This window comes from Arthrobacter sp. AK01 (assembly GCF_021109375.1).
Classification (GTDB): domain Bacteria; phylum Actinomycetota; class Actinomycetes; order Actinomycetales; family Micrococcaceae; genus Arthrobacter.
Map to the genome: position 1 here is coordinate 44,529 of NZ_JAJOHP010000022.1, position 17,290 is coordinate 61,818.

Sequence of the window (17,290 nt, forward strand, 5' to 3'; positions counted from 1 at the left end):
GGAGATTGTTCCTATGCAACCTTGGATTATCAGGGATTTTCACCTTGACGATCTCGACCAATTGATCGAGGTATGGCAAGACTCCAGAACCTCCGGCGTCCACCCCGTGTACACACTGGCCGAGATCATCGATGCCTGCACCAACGGGCTGGCCTTCGTAGCCCTGACAGAAGGCACGATCGTTGGCGCAGTTGCCTGCGTCATTCAGGACGACCGTGCCTGGGTCGTGACACTTGCCCAGGCCACAGAATGGCGGGAACGAGGATTGGGAAGTGCGCTGCTCGCCCACGTTGAAGGACGATTGGCCAGCCGTGGAGTCAGAAGGATATCCGCGCTGGTCCCCGCCCCGGAAACCAGAATCAGGGCATTCCGAAACAGCGACTACCGCGTCGAGGAGGACCTGCATTACTTCGAAAGGACCATACCGGTACACCCCAAGGAAACCCGCCCCCTCAGCCAGCTTGGAGGCCGGCTTCTGCCCCACGGACTCTGGGAAGCCCTCGCTGGCATGCAGAACGAAAAGCACCTGATTGAGCAGCGCCTCATCCTTCCCCTTGCACACACCGAACTCGCGAAATCATTAGGCGTAACACCCCCACGCTCGGTGGTCCTCTTCGGTCCGCCGGGAACCGGGAAAACGACTTTCGCCAAGGCCATAGCTTCCCGACTCGACTGGCCATTCATTGAGGTATTTCCATCACGGCTCGCCTCCCATCCCCACGGTCTAGCTGGGGCCCTGCGCCAGGTCTTCCTGGACATCGGAGAACTCGAACATGGAGTCGTTTTCATTGACGAGGTCGAGGAAATCGCGTCCACCCGCACAGGTGAAGTCACGTCCCCACTCCAAGGAGTCACCAATGAGCTTCTGAAAATCATCCCGGCATTCCGGGAACAAGAGGGACGCCTCCTGATCTGCGCCACCAACTTCATCCGCTCCCTGGACAACGCCTTCCTCCGCCACGGCCGGTTCGACTACGTCATACCCATAGGGCCGCCGGACCTCATGGCTCGCATGGCAATCTGGAACCGCTATATACCCCCTGCGTTTTCGCAGAACGTCGACTTGGAAGTGCTGGCCAAAGCCAGCGACCGGTTCTCCCCGGCCGACATAGAATTCGCTGCCAGAAAGGCTTCACAAAAAGCGCTGGAATTTGCTGTTCAATCACGGCAGCCTGCAACCACCGAAACGGCCCTCACCACTGCGGCCTACCTGCAGGCCATCGAGGGAACGCGTGCAACAGTGACCGAAGCCGTCGTGAAGGAATTCCTGGAAGACATCGACCGGATAGCACGCGTCTAGATGGCAATGCTTATCTTCCCTGCGCAGGCACGTGGCCCCGCCCGAACGCGACTTCAGGTCAATCAGGACCTCGGCACCGCCGCCGGGCACGATAAAAACGCACCGCCGAAAACATCGCCTCCACCTCGGGGCACCTATGACGGCAACGGAAGCGACTTCGTCCAACTCAGAGCCGTCATCGCAGGCGCCCGGCGTTGAGTTCTTGGTGGCAACTGCGCATACCTCCTGGCGATCAAGTCGTCCTCCTGCACCGACACAGATCGACGAGGGCTGCACGTCTCGCGGGACGCCTGTCCAGACCAGTTTCCAACCGGATTTATACGTCATGTTGTCCTCAGCATGCCGGTCCATGAAGAGGTGCGGGCCAACCCTCCACAGGAATGCGGCCTGCTAGCCTCTCCTCATGCGCACAACGTCGGCACGAGCCAAAGCCACCGCCAGCGGACAGCGCGTACTGATCCTGTCCGCTGGCGTGGGATCAGGGCATAACAGCGCTGCGGCGGCGGTGCAGCAAGCATGTGCCGCCCGCGATGACATCGCCGAGGTGCAGGTGCTTGACGTGCTGCAGGTGAGCAGCGTTCTCTACCGCGCCCTGCTGGGCAAGGGCTACTTCGTCCTCGTGGAGGATTTACCTTGGCTGGTCGAGTGGGGCTATGACATCAGCAACCCGCCGTTCCGGCGTCGTGGCCCGATCGACCCCTGGACGCGGGCGAATGCCGGCCCTGTTGTCAGTGCCATCAAGCGGTTCCGGCCCACCGCGATTGTCTGCACGCATTTCCTCCCCGCTCAGCTGTTGGCCTCACTGCTTCTTCGCGGCGTGGTTGATGCGCGGACAGCTGTGGTGACCACCGACTATGACTTCCAGGGCCTGTCGCTCACAGGCGCGTTCCATAAGATCTTTGTGGCAAGGGAAGAGGGAAAGGTGGAGCTCACGGCGCTCGGCCTACCCTCCGACCGCGTCTGTGCTTCTGGAATTCCGATCGGCAAACAGCTCATTCCAGCGCCCGTGCGCAATGCCAACAAGCCGCCGATGCTACTGATCTCGGCGGGCGCGACCGGTGGCGACTACGCTGTCTCGGTGGTGCGGCAGACGATGCATATGCGCTCCGCGTTTACAGCCACAGTCGTGTGCGGACACAACGATGCGCTCCGGCAGCGCATCGAGACGCTCGTCGCGTCGGCTGGCGACCGCTACAGCGTGCTCGGATTCACCTCGGAAATGCCGCAGCTGCTGCAGCGCGCGGACCTGTTCGTGGGCAAGCCGGGTGGGCTCTCGGCGTCGGAGTGCATGGCCGCAGGGCTCCCCATGGTGCTTGTGAACCCGATCCCTGGTCAGGAGGTCCGCAACGGCGATTACCTCATGGAGCAGGGGGCGGCCGTCCGATGCAACGCAGCGGCAACCATCGGCTGGAAAATCGATGGGGTGCTGCGCGAACCCGGCCGTTTACAGAAGATGCAGGCGGCGGCGCAGAGAACAAGTCGCCCCGATGCCGCGGCCGACGTACTTAGCGAGCTGCTGGGCGGGCCGTCCCGTCCGCTGGTGGTAACGCGTGCGGCGCAAAGGACGATTCTTGCCGCCAGCGAGCAGCGCTTCGTCGCGACCGATATCACGGGGCCGTCGTCCTTGGTCCGCTTGATCGACCAAGCCTCGGGCAGCACGGTTGCACTGCTGCAAGAGGAGGAGTTGGCGGATCTGCAGAAGCGCTACACGACCCCGGACGGGGACTTGGTGCTGCGCCCAGGCCGGGCGTCCCTGCTTCTCCATTGGGAGGAACGTCGGCTGGTACGCGCTATGCTGCGGGGCGAGGACGCGCTGCCTGTCCGTGTCGAGGGGCCCTTGGCGACGTTCCGCGATCTTCCCGGATAACCGGCCGAACCACCCGACTACATCAGACCGGCTTGCCGTCTGAAATACCTTCCTGGTCAATCAGACCCTCCGTACATCGCAAGCTGACGGCGTTCTCCCAGCTGTCCGGGCTGTGTTGGCTGGCTTGCAGGGCCCACTCCCCCGAGCGGGCAGACCAGCGCCGTGTGGTCGAATCGCGCTGCAGGGTGGGGCCCGCATCCAAATCGACCCGCACAGTGGTCTCCGCGCCAGGCTCCAGGGTCACTTTCCGGAAGCCCAGGAGCTGGGCCACAGGCCTGCGGAGGGACACATCTGCAGCGTAGACCTGAACAACGGTGGAGCCTTTGCGGTTGCCATTGTTCGCTACGTGCACGTTCGCGTTGCCGCCAGAGTCGTCCAACGTGTGGTCAATGAGTCGGTGCTCGATGTTTGTATAGCCCAGGCCGAATCCAAACGGGTACGCGGGCCTGTGGCCCTGGCCGTCGAGCCTGCGCTGACCCCATTGGTTGTCATAGACAACGGACTTTGCCGTGGAGTCGAAGAATGGCAGATGTGCGGTGTCCGTTGGCAGCACGAAAGGCAGCCGTCCGCCGGGCTCCTCGCTGCCGGTCAGCACGCTCGCGAGCGCGCGGCCGCCCTCCATACCGCCGTACCAGGCAAAGAGGAGCGCTGGCACGCGGTCACGCCATGTTTCAGTGAGGATGGCGCTGCCGCTGACCAGCACGACGACGGTCCTGGGGTTCGCGGTGACGACCACGTGGATAAGCCGCTCGTCAGAGGGGCGCAGGTTAAGCGAGCTGCGGTCCCCGCCCCGGACGAACCGGGAGGCCAGGTGCGCGAGTCCGATGAGCAACCGTCGGAGGGGCCCTGAGCGGAATTCCCGACCGAGCACGCCCACGTCGACCCCTCCGGTGACGACGGATTCGCCCTCGTCGTGTTGGTCCAGGCCTACGACGACGATCGCTGTCTCCGCCGCGGCAGCCAACGAGGCCGCACGGCGTTCGTCCCGACCGTTCGTCGTGGTGATCCTGACCCCCGGCAGCGCCTCACGCAGGCCCTGCAGGGGCGAAACAGTGGAGGGCGGCCTTACACGGGATGAGCCATGATCGCCGAGGTTCGCTTGTGCCGCGAGTCGTCCGATCACGGCGAGATGCCGGGTAGCGGGAGCCAACGGCAGCAGCGGCGCCGCGCCGACGGCTTCGTTCTTCAGCAGGACGATAGACTCCGTCGCTACCTCGTGGGCAAGCGCCCGATGTGCCGGAGAGGCGATGACGGCGCGGGTGGGGACCGCCGGTTCCCGGGTCGCGGCGTGCTGCACGCACGTGCGCAGAATGCGGCGTGCGGACTGGAGCATGGTGGAACGGGCCAAGTCACCGTGGTGCAGTGCGGCCGGCAGCGCGCGGGCGCGCAGCAACCGGAGCGGCATCTCCACGTCCATTCCCGCCTCGAGGCTGACGACCGCATCGTGCGTACCGAACACCCAGTCGCTTGTCACGAACCCGGAGAAGCCCCACTCGTGCCTCAAGACGTCCGTGAGCAGGGCCCGATTGACATCCATGTACTCGCCCCGCACACGGTTGTACGAACTCATCACGGAGTCTGCACCGGCGTCAACGACCGCTTTGAAGTGCGGCAGATACACCTCGTGCAAGGAGTGTTCGTCCACCGCCACGTCCACCTCAAAGCGCTCGTTCTCCATCGAGTTGAGCGCAAAGTGCTTTACGCACGCCATCGTATTTACCCGCACACCTTGGGTGAGGGCTGATCCCATACGGGCAGTGAGCACCGGATCCTCCCCGTAGCATTCCTGCGCCCTGCCCCACGCTGGGTGGCGAAGCAGGTTTACACAGACCGAGGCCGAGTAGTTCGCTCCGCGCGCCCTGGTTTCCAGACCGATCGCGACGCCGACCCGTTCTTCCAGCGATGGATCCCAGGTCGCTGCCCGCGCAATGGTCACCGGGAATGCCGTAGAGGCGCCGATCACTACGCCGCGGCCACCGTCGCTGAACCGAATGCCTGGTATGCCGAGCCTCGAAACCGCCCCGGCCACGAACGGCACCCTGTCCAGCAGTATCGGGATGAACGGGAGCACCAATCTGGGCGAGTCGCCATCGAGCAGCCCGAGGATCTCGCTATCCGTCATCATGGTGATCAGCTGGTTCGCCGCTTCGTCCGCGGTGAGCTCACCCACCCGGACTGCCCGGACGGCATCGACGTAGGGGCTGCTCTCTGCCTGCATCGTATCCGTCGAATCCAACTCTCGCGTTCGCGCTGCCCGCACCAATCTCCATACACTGACGCCCGCATTAGTCTTCATGCCTAAGTCTGCACCCTGTTAATGCGCGTAGTGGGCGTGGCCGTTACGCGCCTGTGCCGGTCGTGTACTCGTCGGCCCGTCCGGCACCCGCCGAAGTGGCGGAATGGGGATGGCTCCGCACGTCACTGGTATCCAGAACCTCTGGTCCGATCCTCTGTGTAAGGGTGCTGTATCCATCGCGCCGCGGTCTTAGAGCAACCTCTTGCGACATATTCATGGAATTTCTTGACCCACAGTGACGGGCCTGTCATCGTATGAGCATGAACAACCTGTTGGACAGCTGGACAGTTGGTCAGGGGCCCGTGGTGAGAGTGGGGGCCGCTGAGGGTGTTCTGGCCGCTTTGCGGTCCGCCATAGAGTCCGGGCAAATCCCTGTCGGGACAAAATTGGAGGCTGAAGCGGCCCTCGCCCAGCGGTTCGGGGTGTCCCGGACCATGGTGCGCGAGGCGCTGAGATCGTTGTCATCATTGGGCTTAACAGCGACGCATACAGGCAAGGGCACGTTCGTAGTTGCCGACCGAGCCGTCAAAGACCTGCGGTTGGGGAAGTATTCGGCACAGCAGCTGCTGGAGGCCCGTCCCCACATCGAGATCCCGGCCGCGGGACTCGCGGCGCAGCGCCGCACTATCGAAGAACTCGATCGCCTGCGGGAGATTCTGGAAGCGATGGAGCATGAGGAAGAACTGTCCCAGTGGGTGGTTCTGAACTCGGAGTTCCATGCCAGTATCGCCCGCGCCAGCGGCAACGGAGTGTTCGCGACGATGCAGGAGGACATCGATGACGCGATGGCGAAACAGTCGAACACCTTGAACCAGGTCGTGGATCGCCGTAAGGAATCCGGGGCCGAACATGCAGCAATTTTCGCCGCGATTGAACGCGGATCGGCCGATGATGCAACGCGTGCAATGGAGCTTCATTTGCAGGGCGTGGAAGTCGCCCTTGAGTCGGTCACCGTCACGGATATTCCCAAGCTGTAGCCAGGCGCCCGCCCGCTAAGCCAGGGCACCTCTACCGGCTTCATATCCACCCAAGACAACGTTTGTACTGCACTTTTCGCGCCGGTACAAACGGTAATCTTTCACGCCCGAAATATGTGTTTGCCTGGCACAGCGCAGTGCCAGGCATCCGATAACCGGAGGAATTCCCGTCATGAAGAACAAGAAGAAACCAACGTTGTGGATCCTGGCGGCACTGCTGCTGGGCATAATCTGTGGACTTATCGGGCACTGGCTGTTACCCGACGGTCCCCGGGAAGCCGCGGTGTCGACCAACGTTCTGGGCAACGCCATCGCCACCGCCGTCATCGGCCGCCACCACGACACCGCATCCACCAGTCAAACGATCCCACCTGCCGTACCAGACTCCGGGCTCTCCCCAAGCCCGGCGGCACAAATCCCAGTGCACTGACCACCATTAGTAACCTCTGACTGCAGCGAAAGCCCGGCTATGACTACCACCGCCAATACGTATGCACCCCGGACCAGTGTCGAACGCATCAAAGCCCATATCATCAACTACCTCGACCGACACGGCGCCAGCCCGATCACCGACATAACGAATGCCGTACCCGCCTGCCGCGACACCATCAGAACCCGCTTGGCTGAACTTGAACAGGAAGGCAGTGTCCAAGTGGACATCCCAGCGGGCCAACGATGGGGGTCGACTCCCTACTATTCCCTCACCGCTCTTCCGACAAAAGAACACAAACCATTACAACCACCGCGAATAGCCGTGACCGTCTACATCAGTGACGCATCCGACGGTCGGCTGGGCTTGGCGTTCGACGACTACCCAGGCCTCACCAGTACGGCCCGCAGCTTCGTCGACATCCCCAATGCGGCCCGAACAGCAGCAGCCCGCCACACCCACCTCCCTGCAGAAATCTTCACAATCCTCATCCGCTTCTAGCACCAGCGCCATGCGCTGCCAACCACCACGCCACGGAACCGCCAGAACGCAGTTCCGCCTTGCGCTTCCATGCGTCACTGCCCAGGAGCGGGTGGAGGCGACACCCGGGGCGTCAGGCCCGACGCCGAGTGAGGCCCTCCCCGGCTTTCGTGCCTTCCTGAATCGGGCATGCGGTGGCACGATGCCTTCATGACCAACAACGACCCGGGAAAACCCTTCGCTGCTGCACCTCAGCTTTCTGTGGAGCCGATCATCCAGCAGATCCATCTACCTGCGGGAGTAGCCGGGGCTGATGAGCTGGACTTTGACGTGCGTTGCTTTCTTGTGGGGGACGCGTCCGGGGTGGTGCTGATCGACGCCGGGCTTGAGGGCAGCGCACCTGCGATAGAACAAGCGCTGGGACGGCTCGGAGCGGAATGGAAGGACATCACGGATCTCGTACTGACCCACTCGCATCCAGACCATGTCGGCGGGTTGGCGGAGGTGGCATTAAAAGCGCCCGAGGCCGCCATCTGGGCCGGAGCGTCGGACATCCCCCAAATCGCTTCAGATGCACCAACCCGCCCGCTCTCGGACGGGGACCATGTCCACGGAATGCGGATACTACAGACGCCGGGACACACAGCAGGTCATATCAGTTTGCTCCACGACGATGCAGGCATCCTGTTCGTCGGAGACACAGTAGGCACAATGAAAGGGGCCATGACACGTGGTCCTTCCCAGTTCACAGCGGATGCCGCCGAAGCTGAACTTTCTTTGCTTAAACTCAGCCAGTTACAACCAACAAGAATGCTTTTCTCGCACGGACCCGAGATCCCCGACCCGGTCGCCCAACTCCGCCGGCTAGTCGATCTATCCGAGCAGGGCTGAATCGGGTGGGCGAACGCGACGCCCCCAGAGATCAAGCAACACTGAGGCGTCATGTAGTCATGGCCACTGACTCGCATGAGTAGATGATGGCCGACGGAAGAACAACAACGACCTACCGGACGCACCAAGGAGGCGACGCGCGGCGCCAGGCATACCCCGCGGCCAGTGTCAGACGAACCTGACCACCCAAAATGTACACACGCTGCCGACAGGGTTTGCGGCCTCAGTGGCCCTTGAAAGCTTCGGCCAGCCACCAAGCGCCGCCATCAGACGCGATCCTGGCATCGATGACCATCGGGGTCTCGCGGGGACCCGACAACCACTCGTTCACTCTGGACAGGTCTTCTGGTCGTCGAACCGTGAGGGCCGCCGCGGCGTATCCGGCCGCGATTGAGGCGATGTCGGTGGTTGGAAACCGAACCACCTCAAGTTCTGAATCGTCCGCGTCAAAGTGGTGGACCTCGGCCCCGTATGTGGAATCGTTGTAGACAATGACCACCAGCGGGATGCGTTCGCGTACCGCTGTCTCCAACTCTGAAATAGCCATGAGGAAGCCACCATCCCCGTTCCCAGGACCAGTAGTCGGTCAGGCCTGGCAAATGCCGCCCCAAGAGAGGTGGCTGTATCCGGACCGTCCGCTTTCGCGACCTTGCAGCAAACAACGTCGCAACCCGCGGCGCCACGGACACCCCGCGGCCTTCCTGGCTCCGCTGATGTTTGGCACCGACAAGCTTCCAAGCAGCGCTGATGATCTTTTGACTTACGGCGAATCGCCACTTCGTGGTTTTTCGTCGTCATCCTCCCCGATCGCCCTTTGTTGGCGTAGAAGAGCCCGTAGCTCCTCCAGCAGTTCCAGCTGTTGGCTGTTGATGGCCATGAGCCGGTCGATCTCCGTCTTGGCCTGCACGTCAGTGTCGTAGTCGTGCTGGGCCATGGCTGCCGCTATGGCGTCCTGCCTTTTCGCGGCGATGAGCAGGATGGCGCCCTGGAGGCCTGCCAACATGGACAGGAAGAGATTCAGCAGGATGAACGGGTAAGGGTCCCAGGCATCCTCGGCCAGCAGGTATGAATTCACGGCAGCCCAGACCAGCATCACCAGGACGAAAGATCCAACAAAAATCCAGCTGCCCATGCCATTGCGGAGGTAGTCTGCTGCACGCTCACCCCTGCTCAGGCCAGCCTTGTGCTGACCGTGCCAAGTACTCTCCCGCTCACTCATGAGCACAGACTAAGGACACGGGACCTGGGTGGGAGCCTGCTACTGCTGCGTCCACACCCAGTCCCTGATGTCGGGAAGATCCTCGAAGTGCTCGCGGATGTAGCGGTAGTGGGCGTCCAATTGCGTCCTGCAAAGCTCCAGCAGGTGGTCTGCCCCCGCAAATTGCCCACTGGCGCGCCGTAACGCTTCCATCACCAGGTGGTAACGGCTGACCTTGTTCAGGACCACCATGTCGAAGGGTGTGGTGGTGGTGCCTTGCTCGTTGTAACCGCGAACATGGAACCGCTCAGGATGAGGTCGGCCGTGCAGGAGTTGATGCAGGGCCCTCGCGTATCCATGCCACGCCATCACCACGTCCACGTCAGGAGTGAAGAGTTCTTCGAACTTGTCGCCCGCCAGCCCATGTGGATGGACCTCTGGAGGTGGCAAGACCATGGCATCCATCACGTTGACCACCCGGACGCACATGTCCGGGACGTGCTTCTTGAGGAGCCAGGCTGCCGCCAAGGTCTCCTGCGTGGGCACATCTCCGGCACATGCCAGGACAATGTCCGGGGCGATGCCCGCTGAGGTCCCTGGTATTTCATTTCCAGCCCAATCCCAGGTGGATGCGCCCACGGCTGCATGCTCCCGTGCCTCTTCGAGCGTCAGGTATTGCGGATGTTCCTGCTTGTCGATCACCACCAGGTTCACGTAGTCCTTGCTGTGCAGCATATGTTCCGCGGTGACCAGCAAGGTGTTGGCATCAGGAGGGAAGTAGACACGGATGACGGTGCTGGACAGGGACAGAACCGTGTCGATGAGGCCAGGACCTTGATGGCTGAACCCATTGTGATCATTCCGCCAACACGTAGAGGTCAGCAGGATGTTCAGGCTCGGCACGGGCTGCCGCCACTCCAGCTCCCGTGAATGCTGCAGCCATTTGGCGTGCTGAATGGTCATGGAAGCACTCACCATGGCAAATGCCTCGTAGCTCGCGAAGAGTCCGTGCCGGCCCGTCAGCACGTACCCTTCCAGCCACCCTTGGCAGAGGTGTTCGGACAGGACTTCCATCACGCGTCCGCTGGCGGAAACATGATCGTCCGCGAGCGCGGCCTCCGTGGAGGCGGCTGGTTCGAGGAGGCACCGGTCAGTGGCTTCGAAGACTGCGCCGAGCCTGTTGCTGTTGGTTTCGTCCGGGCAGAAGAGGCGGAATCTGGGGTCATCGGCGGTATCGATGTAGATATCCCGCAGCATCTCCCCCAACGGTTTGGTGCTCTGGTGCATCACGCCCCCGCGGGGAACAGCCTCTATGGCGTAACGATCGAGCCTGGGGATCACCAGGTCGGTACTTTCCATTCCGCGGCTGGCGGGCAGTGCGCCCATGCGGAGATCGCCTGTTGGGGCGAGTTGTGCGAGCTCGGGGATAAGGCGCCCGTCGTCGTCGAAGAGTTCTTCCGGCCGGTAGGAACGCATCCACGTTTCAAGTTGCTTCAGATGGTCCGGGTTTTCCCTGACTCCGGCCAGTGGGACTTGGTGGGAGCGGTGGGTTCCCTCGACAGGCTTTCCGTCTACTGTCGCCGGTCCTGTCCATCCCTTGGGGGTGCGCAGGATGATGGCGGGCCATCGTGCGGGTCCGGTGACTCCCTCCGTGCGGGCGTGGGACTGGATGGCGCGGATGGATGCGTAGGCCGAGTCCACTGCTGAGGCCAGGGCAGGGTGGACGAGCGCGGGGTCATCGCCGGAGACGATGACTGGATCCCAGCCGTGCGCTTCGAGCAATGACGCCACGTCCATGTTCGACCGCCTGCCCAGCACGGTGGGGCCGGAGATCTTATGCCCGTTGAGGTGCAGGATGGGAAGTACCGCCCCGTCCCTGAGGGGGTTGATGAACGAGGGCGCCTTCCAGGAGCCCTCGAGTGGACCGGTTTCTGCCTCTCCGTCACCGACGACGCAGGCAACGATCAGGCCCGGATTGTCCATGGCCGCGCCGGTGGCGTGCATGAGGGAATAGCCCAGTTCGCCGCCCTCATGGATGGAGCCGGGCGTGGCCGGGCCGACGTGGCTGGCGATGCCTCGCGGCGTCGAAAACTGCCGGACCAGTTTCCGGAGCCCTTTCAGGTCTTGGCCAACGGTCGGGTATACCTCCGAGTAGCTGCCTTCCAGATAGGTATTGGCGACGACGGCGGGACCTCCGTGGCCTGGGCCCGTCACCATGAGGACTTCCGCACTGGTGCGACGAATGAGGCGGTTAAGGTGTGCGTAGATCAGCGATAAGCCCGGGCTGGTACCCCAGTGGCCCAAGAGCCTGGGCTTGATGTGCTCTACTTGCAGCGGCTCCCGGAGCAGGGCGTTCTCCTGCAGATAGATCTGTGCCACGGTCAGGTAGTTGGCCGCGGACCAATACCGGTGCAGGAGGTCAAAGTTCCCGGCGTCCGGCACGGTGTCTGTGGCGGTCCTTTTCTCATCCAGGCTCATGTCGCGATCAACCTTCCATAGGGGGCATGGCGAGCAAGGCCGCCGTCGATTCTGCAATGGCGCGTTCTTCGTCACTTGGTACTACGAGCACCGGGAATGCCGAATTTGTGCTGCTGATTTTGCGAGTGCCCTCCTGGACGGACGTATTCAGGTCCTCATCAAGCCCAAGCCCCAGTGGTCCCAACCAGGCGACCACCCTGGCCCTGAACAGCGCAGAGTTCTCACCCACGCCGCCGGTGAACACCAGGGCGTCAGGCCGGCCAACCACCATGGAGTAGGCAGCTATGTACTTGGCGAGACGATAGGCGGCCATGTCCAGGGCGAGGATCGCCCCAGGTTCTCCTTGGCGGGCAGCAGCGCCAACGTCCCGCATGTCAGCAGTTCCAGCCAGCGCCAACAAGCCCGAGCGGTGGTTGAGGATGCCATCAACTTCTTCGGCAGTGGCACCGCCATGCTGCATCAACAAGACGATGGAAGGATCCAGGTCTCCCGACCGCGTCCCCATGACCAGGCCCTCCAAGGGGGTCATTCCCATGGAGGTGTCCACGCTGAGCCCGTTCCTGACGGCGGTGACGGATGCGCCGTTGCCAACGTGGGCCACTATCGCAGTCAAAGGCGCCACGTCGAGAAACTCTGCTGTGTCACGGCAGGCCATCTCCACCGAGATGCCGTGAAATCCATAGCGCCTCACTGGATGGACACGGTAGGCGTCTTCCGGAATGGCATAGCGGGCGGCGAAGTCCGGAATGGTGCGATGGAACGCCGTGTCAAAGACGGCTACCTGCGGAAGATCGGGCCAACGTTGGCCGGCGGCGTCAATACAAGCGACACTGGCGGGGTTGTGGAGAGGCGCCAAAGGACTTAGCCCTTCAATCGCCGCTGTCACGTCAGCCGTGATAAGCACCGGTGTTCCGAACCAGACGCCGCCGTGGACGACGCGGTGTCCAATAGCCTCCGGATGCACGGCTCCGAGGCGCTTCATGGTGTCATTCAGCTCTTCAAAGGCAGTGTGCAGGCGGGTCGCGCTGGAACGCTCGTCCGGTGGCCAGTGAACCTGTCCGGAAGCAAGAAGGGCAGCAGCCGGGTTGGTAGCTGCCGTGTCACGCAGGTGGTACTTCAGCGATGAGGACCCGGGATTCAGCACAAGAACACGCATGTTCTCCTCTCACTTCCGCGGGGCAGGCTACGGTCGAGGCCTCTCCTCTGGACCCTAATGCACTGAGCCGTTCAGTGGGAGGGCCTTCCGGCCCTTGCGACGAAAGGCCGTCCCGCCGATAGTGGAGACCACCACCGTTGGTAATCCGAAGGGAACGTCGGTTCGTGAAGATGCAGATTCTGGTTGCCCTTGACGGCTCACGGGCTGGCTCGCCTGTGGCTGACTGGGCTGGGGCCCGCGCGGATTCCCTTGATCTTGGCCTGGCCCTGGTCCACGTGGTTCCCGGGGAGTGGGCTTACCCCCGCGAGAACGACCATCACCTGGCCCTAAGCCGCGCTGAGGATCTGCTCAACAGCGAAGCGCAACGGCTGGCGGCAGCCTTTCCCAACGTGGGCGTGACGACTCAGCGGTTGTCTGGCGAACCTGCCGCAACGATTGCTTCCTTGTCACCTGCCTACTCGATGGTGGTGCTGGGCACGGACCGCGGACCCGGCACGGAAGGACAGGGATACGGTTCGGTCAGTTTCCAGGTTGCTGTGACCAGCAAGTGCGACGTCGCCGTCGTCCCGGTGCTTGCACCTCACCAGCGTTCGGGCGTAGTGGTTGGCGTTGACGGCTCCGCTGAGTCAGTCGATGCCCTGGATCAAGGGGCCACGGAAGCCCAACGTTTGGATGATGAATTGATGATTGTCCATGCGACAGGGCCCGACGTTGGGCTTGCCGAGGGTGGGAATGTCCTTGACGCGGCTGTCCAGCGGGTCAACCACAAGTTCCCGTCCGTCGTCGTGAAGGAAGTCCTGGATACCACCCGTAGCCCCGGAGAGGCTCTGATAGCTGCTGCAAGGGAAGCACAGCTGCTGGTCATGGGCTGCAAAGGGCGGGGAGGTTTGAGCGTGCTGCTGGGCTCCGTTGCCCAGCATGTGCTCCTGCATGTGCAGTGCCCCACCCTCCTGACCCGACCCTAGCCAGAGGTGCCGGGCGGGACAACGCGAGTTTCGCCGTCGTGAACGTCAGAGGCGGTCGGATCCAGCGGCGGCCACCACTTGGACGGAGGCGCAATGACAAACCGGCGACCACTGATCTCCGTTGGCGTGACCCTGACCAGGACGTCCTTGGCCCCGGGCTGCCATGGAGAAAGGCCGGCTTCCACTGCCTCCTGGATGTCTTCAGGCTGGGTCACGAACTCCGGGCTTCCTTTGAGGATGACACTCCAGGCGACGGTCCCATAACGGTTGAACCCATCGGCTTCCAGCGCAATCACCGCCCCTTCCCGCAGGGCGTCGAGCTTGGTCCCCGGTCCGGTCCTGAACAGAACAGTTCCATAGTTCGGGACGAAGTTCACCGGAAAGATCTCCGGTACCTCGCCGTTGATGAGGGCGATCCTGCCGATGGACACCGATTGAAGGTACTTCCAGCAATCGTGGACGCTGAGTTCCTTGGTGTCCTGATCCGTCGATGTGTTCTCCATTGGCCGAGCCTATCCCCTCCGGCTATCCCCATATAGGGCAGAAGGTCCCGCCCTACCGTGCCCTTCGACCCTAGACGCGGGCAGTTCCCCGGTGGAGTCTGTCATCGAACAGGCATTCCCGCATTGGAGAAAAGATGCCCCCTGGGAACACATCCCCCGCCTCGCTGTCCGCGACCCCGGGCGCCGAGGGCCTGAGCTCGAAGGCCGCCGGCGATTTGTTGCGACGAAGCGGACCAAACGTTCTGCCCACCGCCAAGAACGTCCCCCAATGGCGAAAACTGCTCGGGGAACTGACGCACTTCTTCGCCCTGATGCTGTGGGTTGCAGCGGCACTCGCCTACGTGGCAGGCATGCCACAGCTGGGCATAGCCATCATCATCGTGGTGATCGTCAACGGCGTCTTCGCCCATATTCAGCAGGAACGCGCCCAACACGCAGCCGAACGATTGCAAGGGCTGCTTCCCGCCGACGTCACTGTCCGGCGGGATGGGCGGCTTCAGAGCGTGCACGCGAGTGCTTTGGTACCCGGAGATGTGGTGGTCCTGACCGCAGGAGACAGGTTGCCGGCAGACGTGCAGTTCATCTCCGCATCAGCATGCAGCATCGATGAATCCATGCTCACCGGAGAGAGTGAGGCCGTACCCAAAACCGCGACGGACACAGCGTGGGGCGGAACGTTCCTGGTCAATGGCCAAGCCGAAGGGCTGGTGACCGCCACCGGTGCCAACACCAAGCTGGCAGCCATAGCAGCGCTGACCAGCGGCACCAAAGCTCCGCCAACACCTTTGACCATGGAGCTGCGCAGAATAGTCCGCTTGGTTGCCACCGTGGCGCTCGCCGTCGCCGGGTTGTTCTTTGTGGTTTCGCTCCTCGTCGGAATTGTGTGGCGTGATTCCTTCCTGTTTGCCATTGGGGTTGCGGTTGCGCTCATCCCCGAGGGCTTACTGCCAACGGTTACTTTGTCCCTCGCCATGGGCGCACAGCGCATGGCATCCAGAAACGCACTGGTCCGCAACCTTGAAGCGGTGGAGACGCTCGGTTCCACGACCTTCATTTGCACCGACAAGACCGGCACGCTGACGCAAAACCGGATGAACGCCGTCGAGGTCTTCACGTTAAAAGGGCCGCTCCATATCAGCGGCGACGGCTACACGCCCGCGGCCCGGGTGGAAGGGCCGGGACATCCCGACGCCCTCCGGGTGGCCTGTGCAGCCCGGGCCGCTTCGCAGGGGCGCGCAGTGCTCCACGGCGACGAATGGGTAGCGAGCGGGGATCCCATGGAAGCTGCGATCGATGTTCTGGCGCGACGCCTGTCGGGGAGTCCCCCAGGGGAACTTCAGCCAGCGGTACGGTTCGCCTTCGACGCCGACCGTCGGAGGGAGTCTGTGATGGTGGGCAATACCCTCTACTTGAAGGGAGCTCCTGAATCCGTCCTTCCCCTCTGCGGAGTCGAAGCCGCCCAACTGTTCGAAGCAGTGGAAACCATGGCTGCCAAAGGCCTCCGCGTCATTGCCGTCGCCACGAGGGAACTGCCTGGAGCAGCCGGCAGTTGGCGCGACCGGCCCGCGGACGAGGCTGAGCGGGACCTCGAAGGACTAGGCCTCATTGGCCTCCACGACCCACCCCGGCCGGACGTCGCCAACGTCATCACCACGGCCAGGCGCGCAGGAATCCGTATTGCGATGATCACCGGCGACCACCCCTCCACAGCAGCGGCAATTGCTCGGGAAATTGGCCTGCTGGGGCACCCGGACCTGGTCTTCCAAGGCGCGGACCTCCCCCATGACGAACAGGTTCTTGGGGCCCTCTTGGACCGTGATGGGGTGGTGGTGAGCCGGGTTTCTCCGGAACAGAAACTGAGGGTGGCTAAAGCCTTGCAGAGCCGCGGGCACGTTGTTGCCATGACCGGCGACGGCGTCAATGACGGTCCCGCGTTGCGTCAAGCCGACATCGGCGTGGCCATGGGACTCAGCGGCACCGATGTGGCCCGTGAGGCCGCAGACCTTGTGCTCCTGGATGATCATTTCGCCACCATCGTCGCCGCCATAGAACAGGGCCGGGCCACCTATTCAAATATTCACCGGTTCCTCACGTACCACCTGACTGACAATGTCGCTGAACTCACGCCCTTCGTGATTTGGGCACTGTCCGGTGGTCAATTTCCCTTGGCCCTCGGCGTCCTCCAAATACTGGCCTTGGACATCGGAACCGACCTGCTTCCCGCGCTGGCGCTCGGGGCGGAGCCACCAGGTAAACGCGTGTTGAGCCGGCCTCCCGAAAAGCGGCATCTCCTGGATCGGCAACTCATGCTGAGGGTGTTTGCGGTCATGGGTCCCACCGAGGCGTTGTTCGCCATGGGTGCTTTCTCTGTGGTGCTCTTTGGCAGTGGTTGGGGCCGTGGGGATCCGTTGGACCCGGGAGTGCTGATGGGCGCGTCCGGATCAGCGTTCACGGCGGTGGTCCTTGGCCAGTTGGCAACTGCCTTCGCTTGCCGCAGTGCTACGGCTCCTGCGTGGAAGCAGGGATGGTTCACCAACAAGTTGCTGCTGTGGGCCGTTGGGGTGGAACTGGCGGCGTTGGCACTGTTCCTCTACCTACCTCCTGTTGCGGGCATCCTGGGCCAGGCTCCTCCTCCGCTCTCTGGCTTTGCCGTTGCGCTCCTGGCGATTCCCGGCGTGCTCGGCGCGGACTGGCTCTACAAACGGCTGCGCCACGGAGGGGCCCTCCCCCATTGATGCAGCTCGCCGGA

13 protein-coding genes and 1 pseudogene are annotated in these 17,290 nt (G+C 62.8%); 8 read left to right on the forward strand and 6 right to left on the reverse strand.

Going from position 1 to position 17,290, the window contains the following annotated elements; translation table 11 throughout:
* Positions 1–13 precede the first annotated feature (13 nt).
* On the forward strand, positions 14–1,300 hold the full coding sequence (locus tag LN996_RS09825; protein ID WP_231340206.1) for an ATP-binding protein: 1,287 nt from the start codon (positions 14–16) through the stop codon (positions 1,298–1,300).
* 403 nt (positions 1,301–1,703) lie between these two features.
* Positions 1,704–3,167 carry a glycosyltransferase gene (locus tag LN996_RS09830; protein ID WP_231340207.1) on the forward strand — a complete coding sequence of 488 codons (1,464 nt, stop codon included), beginning with the start codon at positions 1,704–1,706 and terminating at the stop codon, positions 3,165–3,167.
* A gap of 22 nt (positions 3,168–3,189) precedes the next feature.
* Here LN996_RS09830 and LN996_RS09835 read toward each other — a convergent pair whose 3' ends face one another.
* The gene (locus LN996_RS09835) at positions 3,190–5,463 is read right to left on the reverse strand and encodes a glycoside hydrolase family 3 protein (protein ID WP_231340208.1); all 2,274 of its coding nucleotides are present in this window, start codon (positions 5,461–5,463) and stop codon (positions 3,190–3,192) included.
* A gap of 260 nt (positions 5,464–5,723) precedes the next feature.
* Between LN996_RS09835 and LN996_RS09840 the strand changes: the two genes are divergently transcribed.
* The 4 genes from LN996_RS09840 to LN996_RS09855 all read left to right on the forward strand — a co-directional run bounded on the left by LN996_RS09840 (position 5,724) and on the right by LN996_RS09855 (position 8,241).
* On the forward strand, positions 5,724–6,440 hold the full coding sequence (locus LN996_RS09840) for a FadR/GntR family transcriptional regulator (RefSeq protein WP_231340209.1): 717 nt from the start codon (positions 5,724–5,726) through the stop codon (positions 6,438–6,440).
* A gap of 172 nt (positions 6,441–6,612) precedes the next feature.
* Positions 6,613–6,870 carry a hypothetical protein gene (locus LN996_RS09845; protein WP_231340210.1) on the forward strand — a complete coding sequence of 86 codons (258 nt, stop codon included), beginning with the start codon at positions 6,613–6,615 and terminating at the stop codon, positions 6,868–6,870.
* Positions 6,871–6,909: 39 nt separating this feature from the next.
* Positions 6,910–7,371, forward strand: coding sequence for a hypothetical protein (locus LN996_RS09850; RefSeq protein WP_231340211.1), 462 nt, complete (start codon positions 6,910–6,912; stop codon positions 7,369–7,371).
* A gap of 189 nt (positions 7,372–7,560) precedes the next feature.
* Positions 7,561–8,241 (forward strand): MBL fold metallo-hydrolase, encoded by a 681-nt coding sequence (locus LN996_RS09855; protein WP_231340212.1) that lies wholly within the window; start codon positions 7,561–7,563, stop codon positions 8,239–8,241.
* Between the two features lie 223 nt (positions 8,242–8,464).
* On the opposite strand, the pseudogene LN996_RS09860 reads toward LN996_RS09855, so the two are convergent.
* From LN996_RS09860 to LN996_RS09875, 4 genes and pseudogenes are all read right to left on the reverse strand, one after another.
* A pseudogene (locus tag LN996_RS09860) lies at positions 8,465–8,874 on the reverse strand (thiamine pyrophosphate-dependent enzyme); the annotation flags it as partial.
* Positions 8,875–9,001: 127 nt separating this feature from the next.
* Positions 9,002–9,460: a DUF1003 domain-containing protein gene (locus LN996_RS09865; protein WP_231340213.1), complete on the reverse strand. Its 459-nt coding sequence runs from the start codon at positions 9,458–9,460 to the stop codon at positions 9,002–9,004.
* Positions 9,461–9,499: 39 nt separating this feature from the next.
* The gene (locus tag LN996_RS09870; protein WP_231340214.1) at positions 9,500–11,917 is read right to left on the reverse strand and encodes a phosphoketolase; all 2,418 of its coding nucleotides are present in this window, start codon (positions 11,915–11,917) and stop codon (positions 9,500–9,502) included.
* A gap of 7 nt (positions 11,918–11,924) precedes the next feature.
* On the reverse strand, positions 11,925–13,073 hold the full coding sequence (locus LN996_RS09875; protein ID WP_231340215.1) for an acetate/propionate family kinase: 1,149 nt from the start codon (positions 13,071–13,073) through the stop codon (positions 11,925–11,927).
* Positions 13,074–13,243: 170 nt separating this feature from the next.
* On the opposite strand from LN996_RS09875, the gene LN996_RS09880 reads away from it, so the two are divergent.
* A complete protein-coding gene (locus tag LN996_RS09880) occupies positions 13,244–14,038 on the forward strand; it encodes a universal stress protein (protein WP_231340228.1) in 795 nt (264 codons plus the stop codon).
* On the opposite strand, the gene LN996_RS09885 is transcribed toward LN996_RS09880, so the two are convergent.
* Entirely contained in the window at positions 14,035–14,541 is a 507-nt protein-coding gene (locus LN996_RS09885; protein WP_231340216.1) for a pyridoxamine 5'-phosphate oxidase family protein, read from the reverse strand. The genes LN996_RS09880 and LN996_RS09885 overlap by 4 nt on opposite strands.
* A 134-nt stretch (positions 14,542–14,675) precedes the next feature.
* Between LN996_RS09885 and LN996_RS09890 the strand changes: the two genes are divergently transcribed.
* Positions 14,676–17,276, forward strand: coding sequence for a cation-transporting P-type ATPase (locus LN996_RS09890; protein ID WP_231340217.1), 2,601 nt, complete (start codon positions 14,676–14,678; stop codon positions 17,274–17,276).
* Positions 17,277–17,290 lie beyond the last annotated feature (14 nt).

Bases quoted from the DNA above. Each gene is read 5' to 3' on its own strand.
- LN996_RS09825 (WP_231340206.1), top strand. From the start codon at position 14: ATGCAACCTTGGATTATCAGGGATTTTCACCTTGACGATCTCGACCAA.
- LN996_RS09875 (WP_231340215.1), bottom strand. From the start codon at position 13,073: ATGCGTGTTCTTGTGCTGAATCCCGGGTCCTCATCGCTGAAGTACCAC.
- LN996_RS09870 (WP_231340214.1), bottom strand. From the start codon at position 11,917: ATGAGCCTGGATGAGAAAAGGACCGCCACAGACACCGTGCCGGACGCC.
- LN996_RS09850 (WP_231340211.1), top strand. From the start codon at position 6,910: ATGACTACCACCGCCAATACGTATGCACCCCGGACCAGTGTCGAACGC.
- LN996_RS09855 (WP_231340212.1), top strand. From the start codon at position 7,561: ATGACCAACAACGACCCGGGAAAACCCTTCGCTGCTGCACCTCAGCTT.
- LN996_RS09865 (WP_231340213.1), bottom strand. From the start codon at position 9,460: ATGAGTGAGCGGGAGAGTACTTGGCACGGTCAGCACAAGGCTGGCCTG.
- LN996_RS09840 (WP_231340209.1), top strand. From the start codon at position 5,724: ATGAACAACCTGTTGGACAGCTGGACAGTTGGTCAGGGGCCCGTGGTG.
- LN996_RS09830 (WP_231340207.1), top strand. From the start codon at position 1,704: ATGCGCACAACGTCGGCACGAGCCAAAGCCACCGCCAGCGGACAGCGC.
- LN996_RS09885 (WP_231340216.1), bottom strand. From the start codon at position 14,541: ATGGAGAACACATCGACGGATCAGGACACCAAGGAACTCAGCGTCCAC.
- LN996_RS09890 (WP_231340217.1), top strand. From the start codon at position 14,676: ATGCCCCCTGGGAACACATCCCCCGCCTCGCTGTCCGCGACCCCGGGC.
- LN996_RS09880 (WP_231340228.1), top strand. From the start codon at position 13,244: ATGCAGATTCTGGTTGCCCTTGACGGCTCACGGGCTGGCTCGCCTGTG.
- LN996_RS09835 (WP_231340208.1), bottom strand. From the start codon at position 5,463: ATGAAGACTAATGCGGGCGTCAGTGTATGGAGATTGGTGCGGGCAGCG.
- LN996_RS09845 (WP_231340210.1), top strand. From the start codon at position 6,613: ATGAAGAACAAGAAGAAACCAACGTTGTGGATCCTGGCGGCACTGCTG.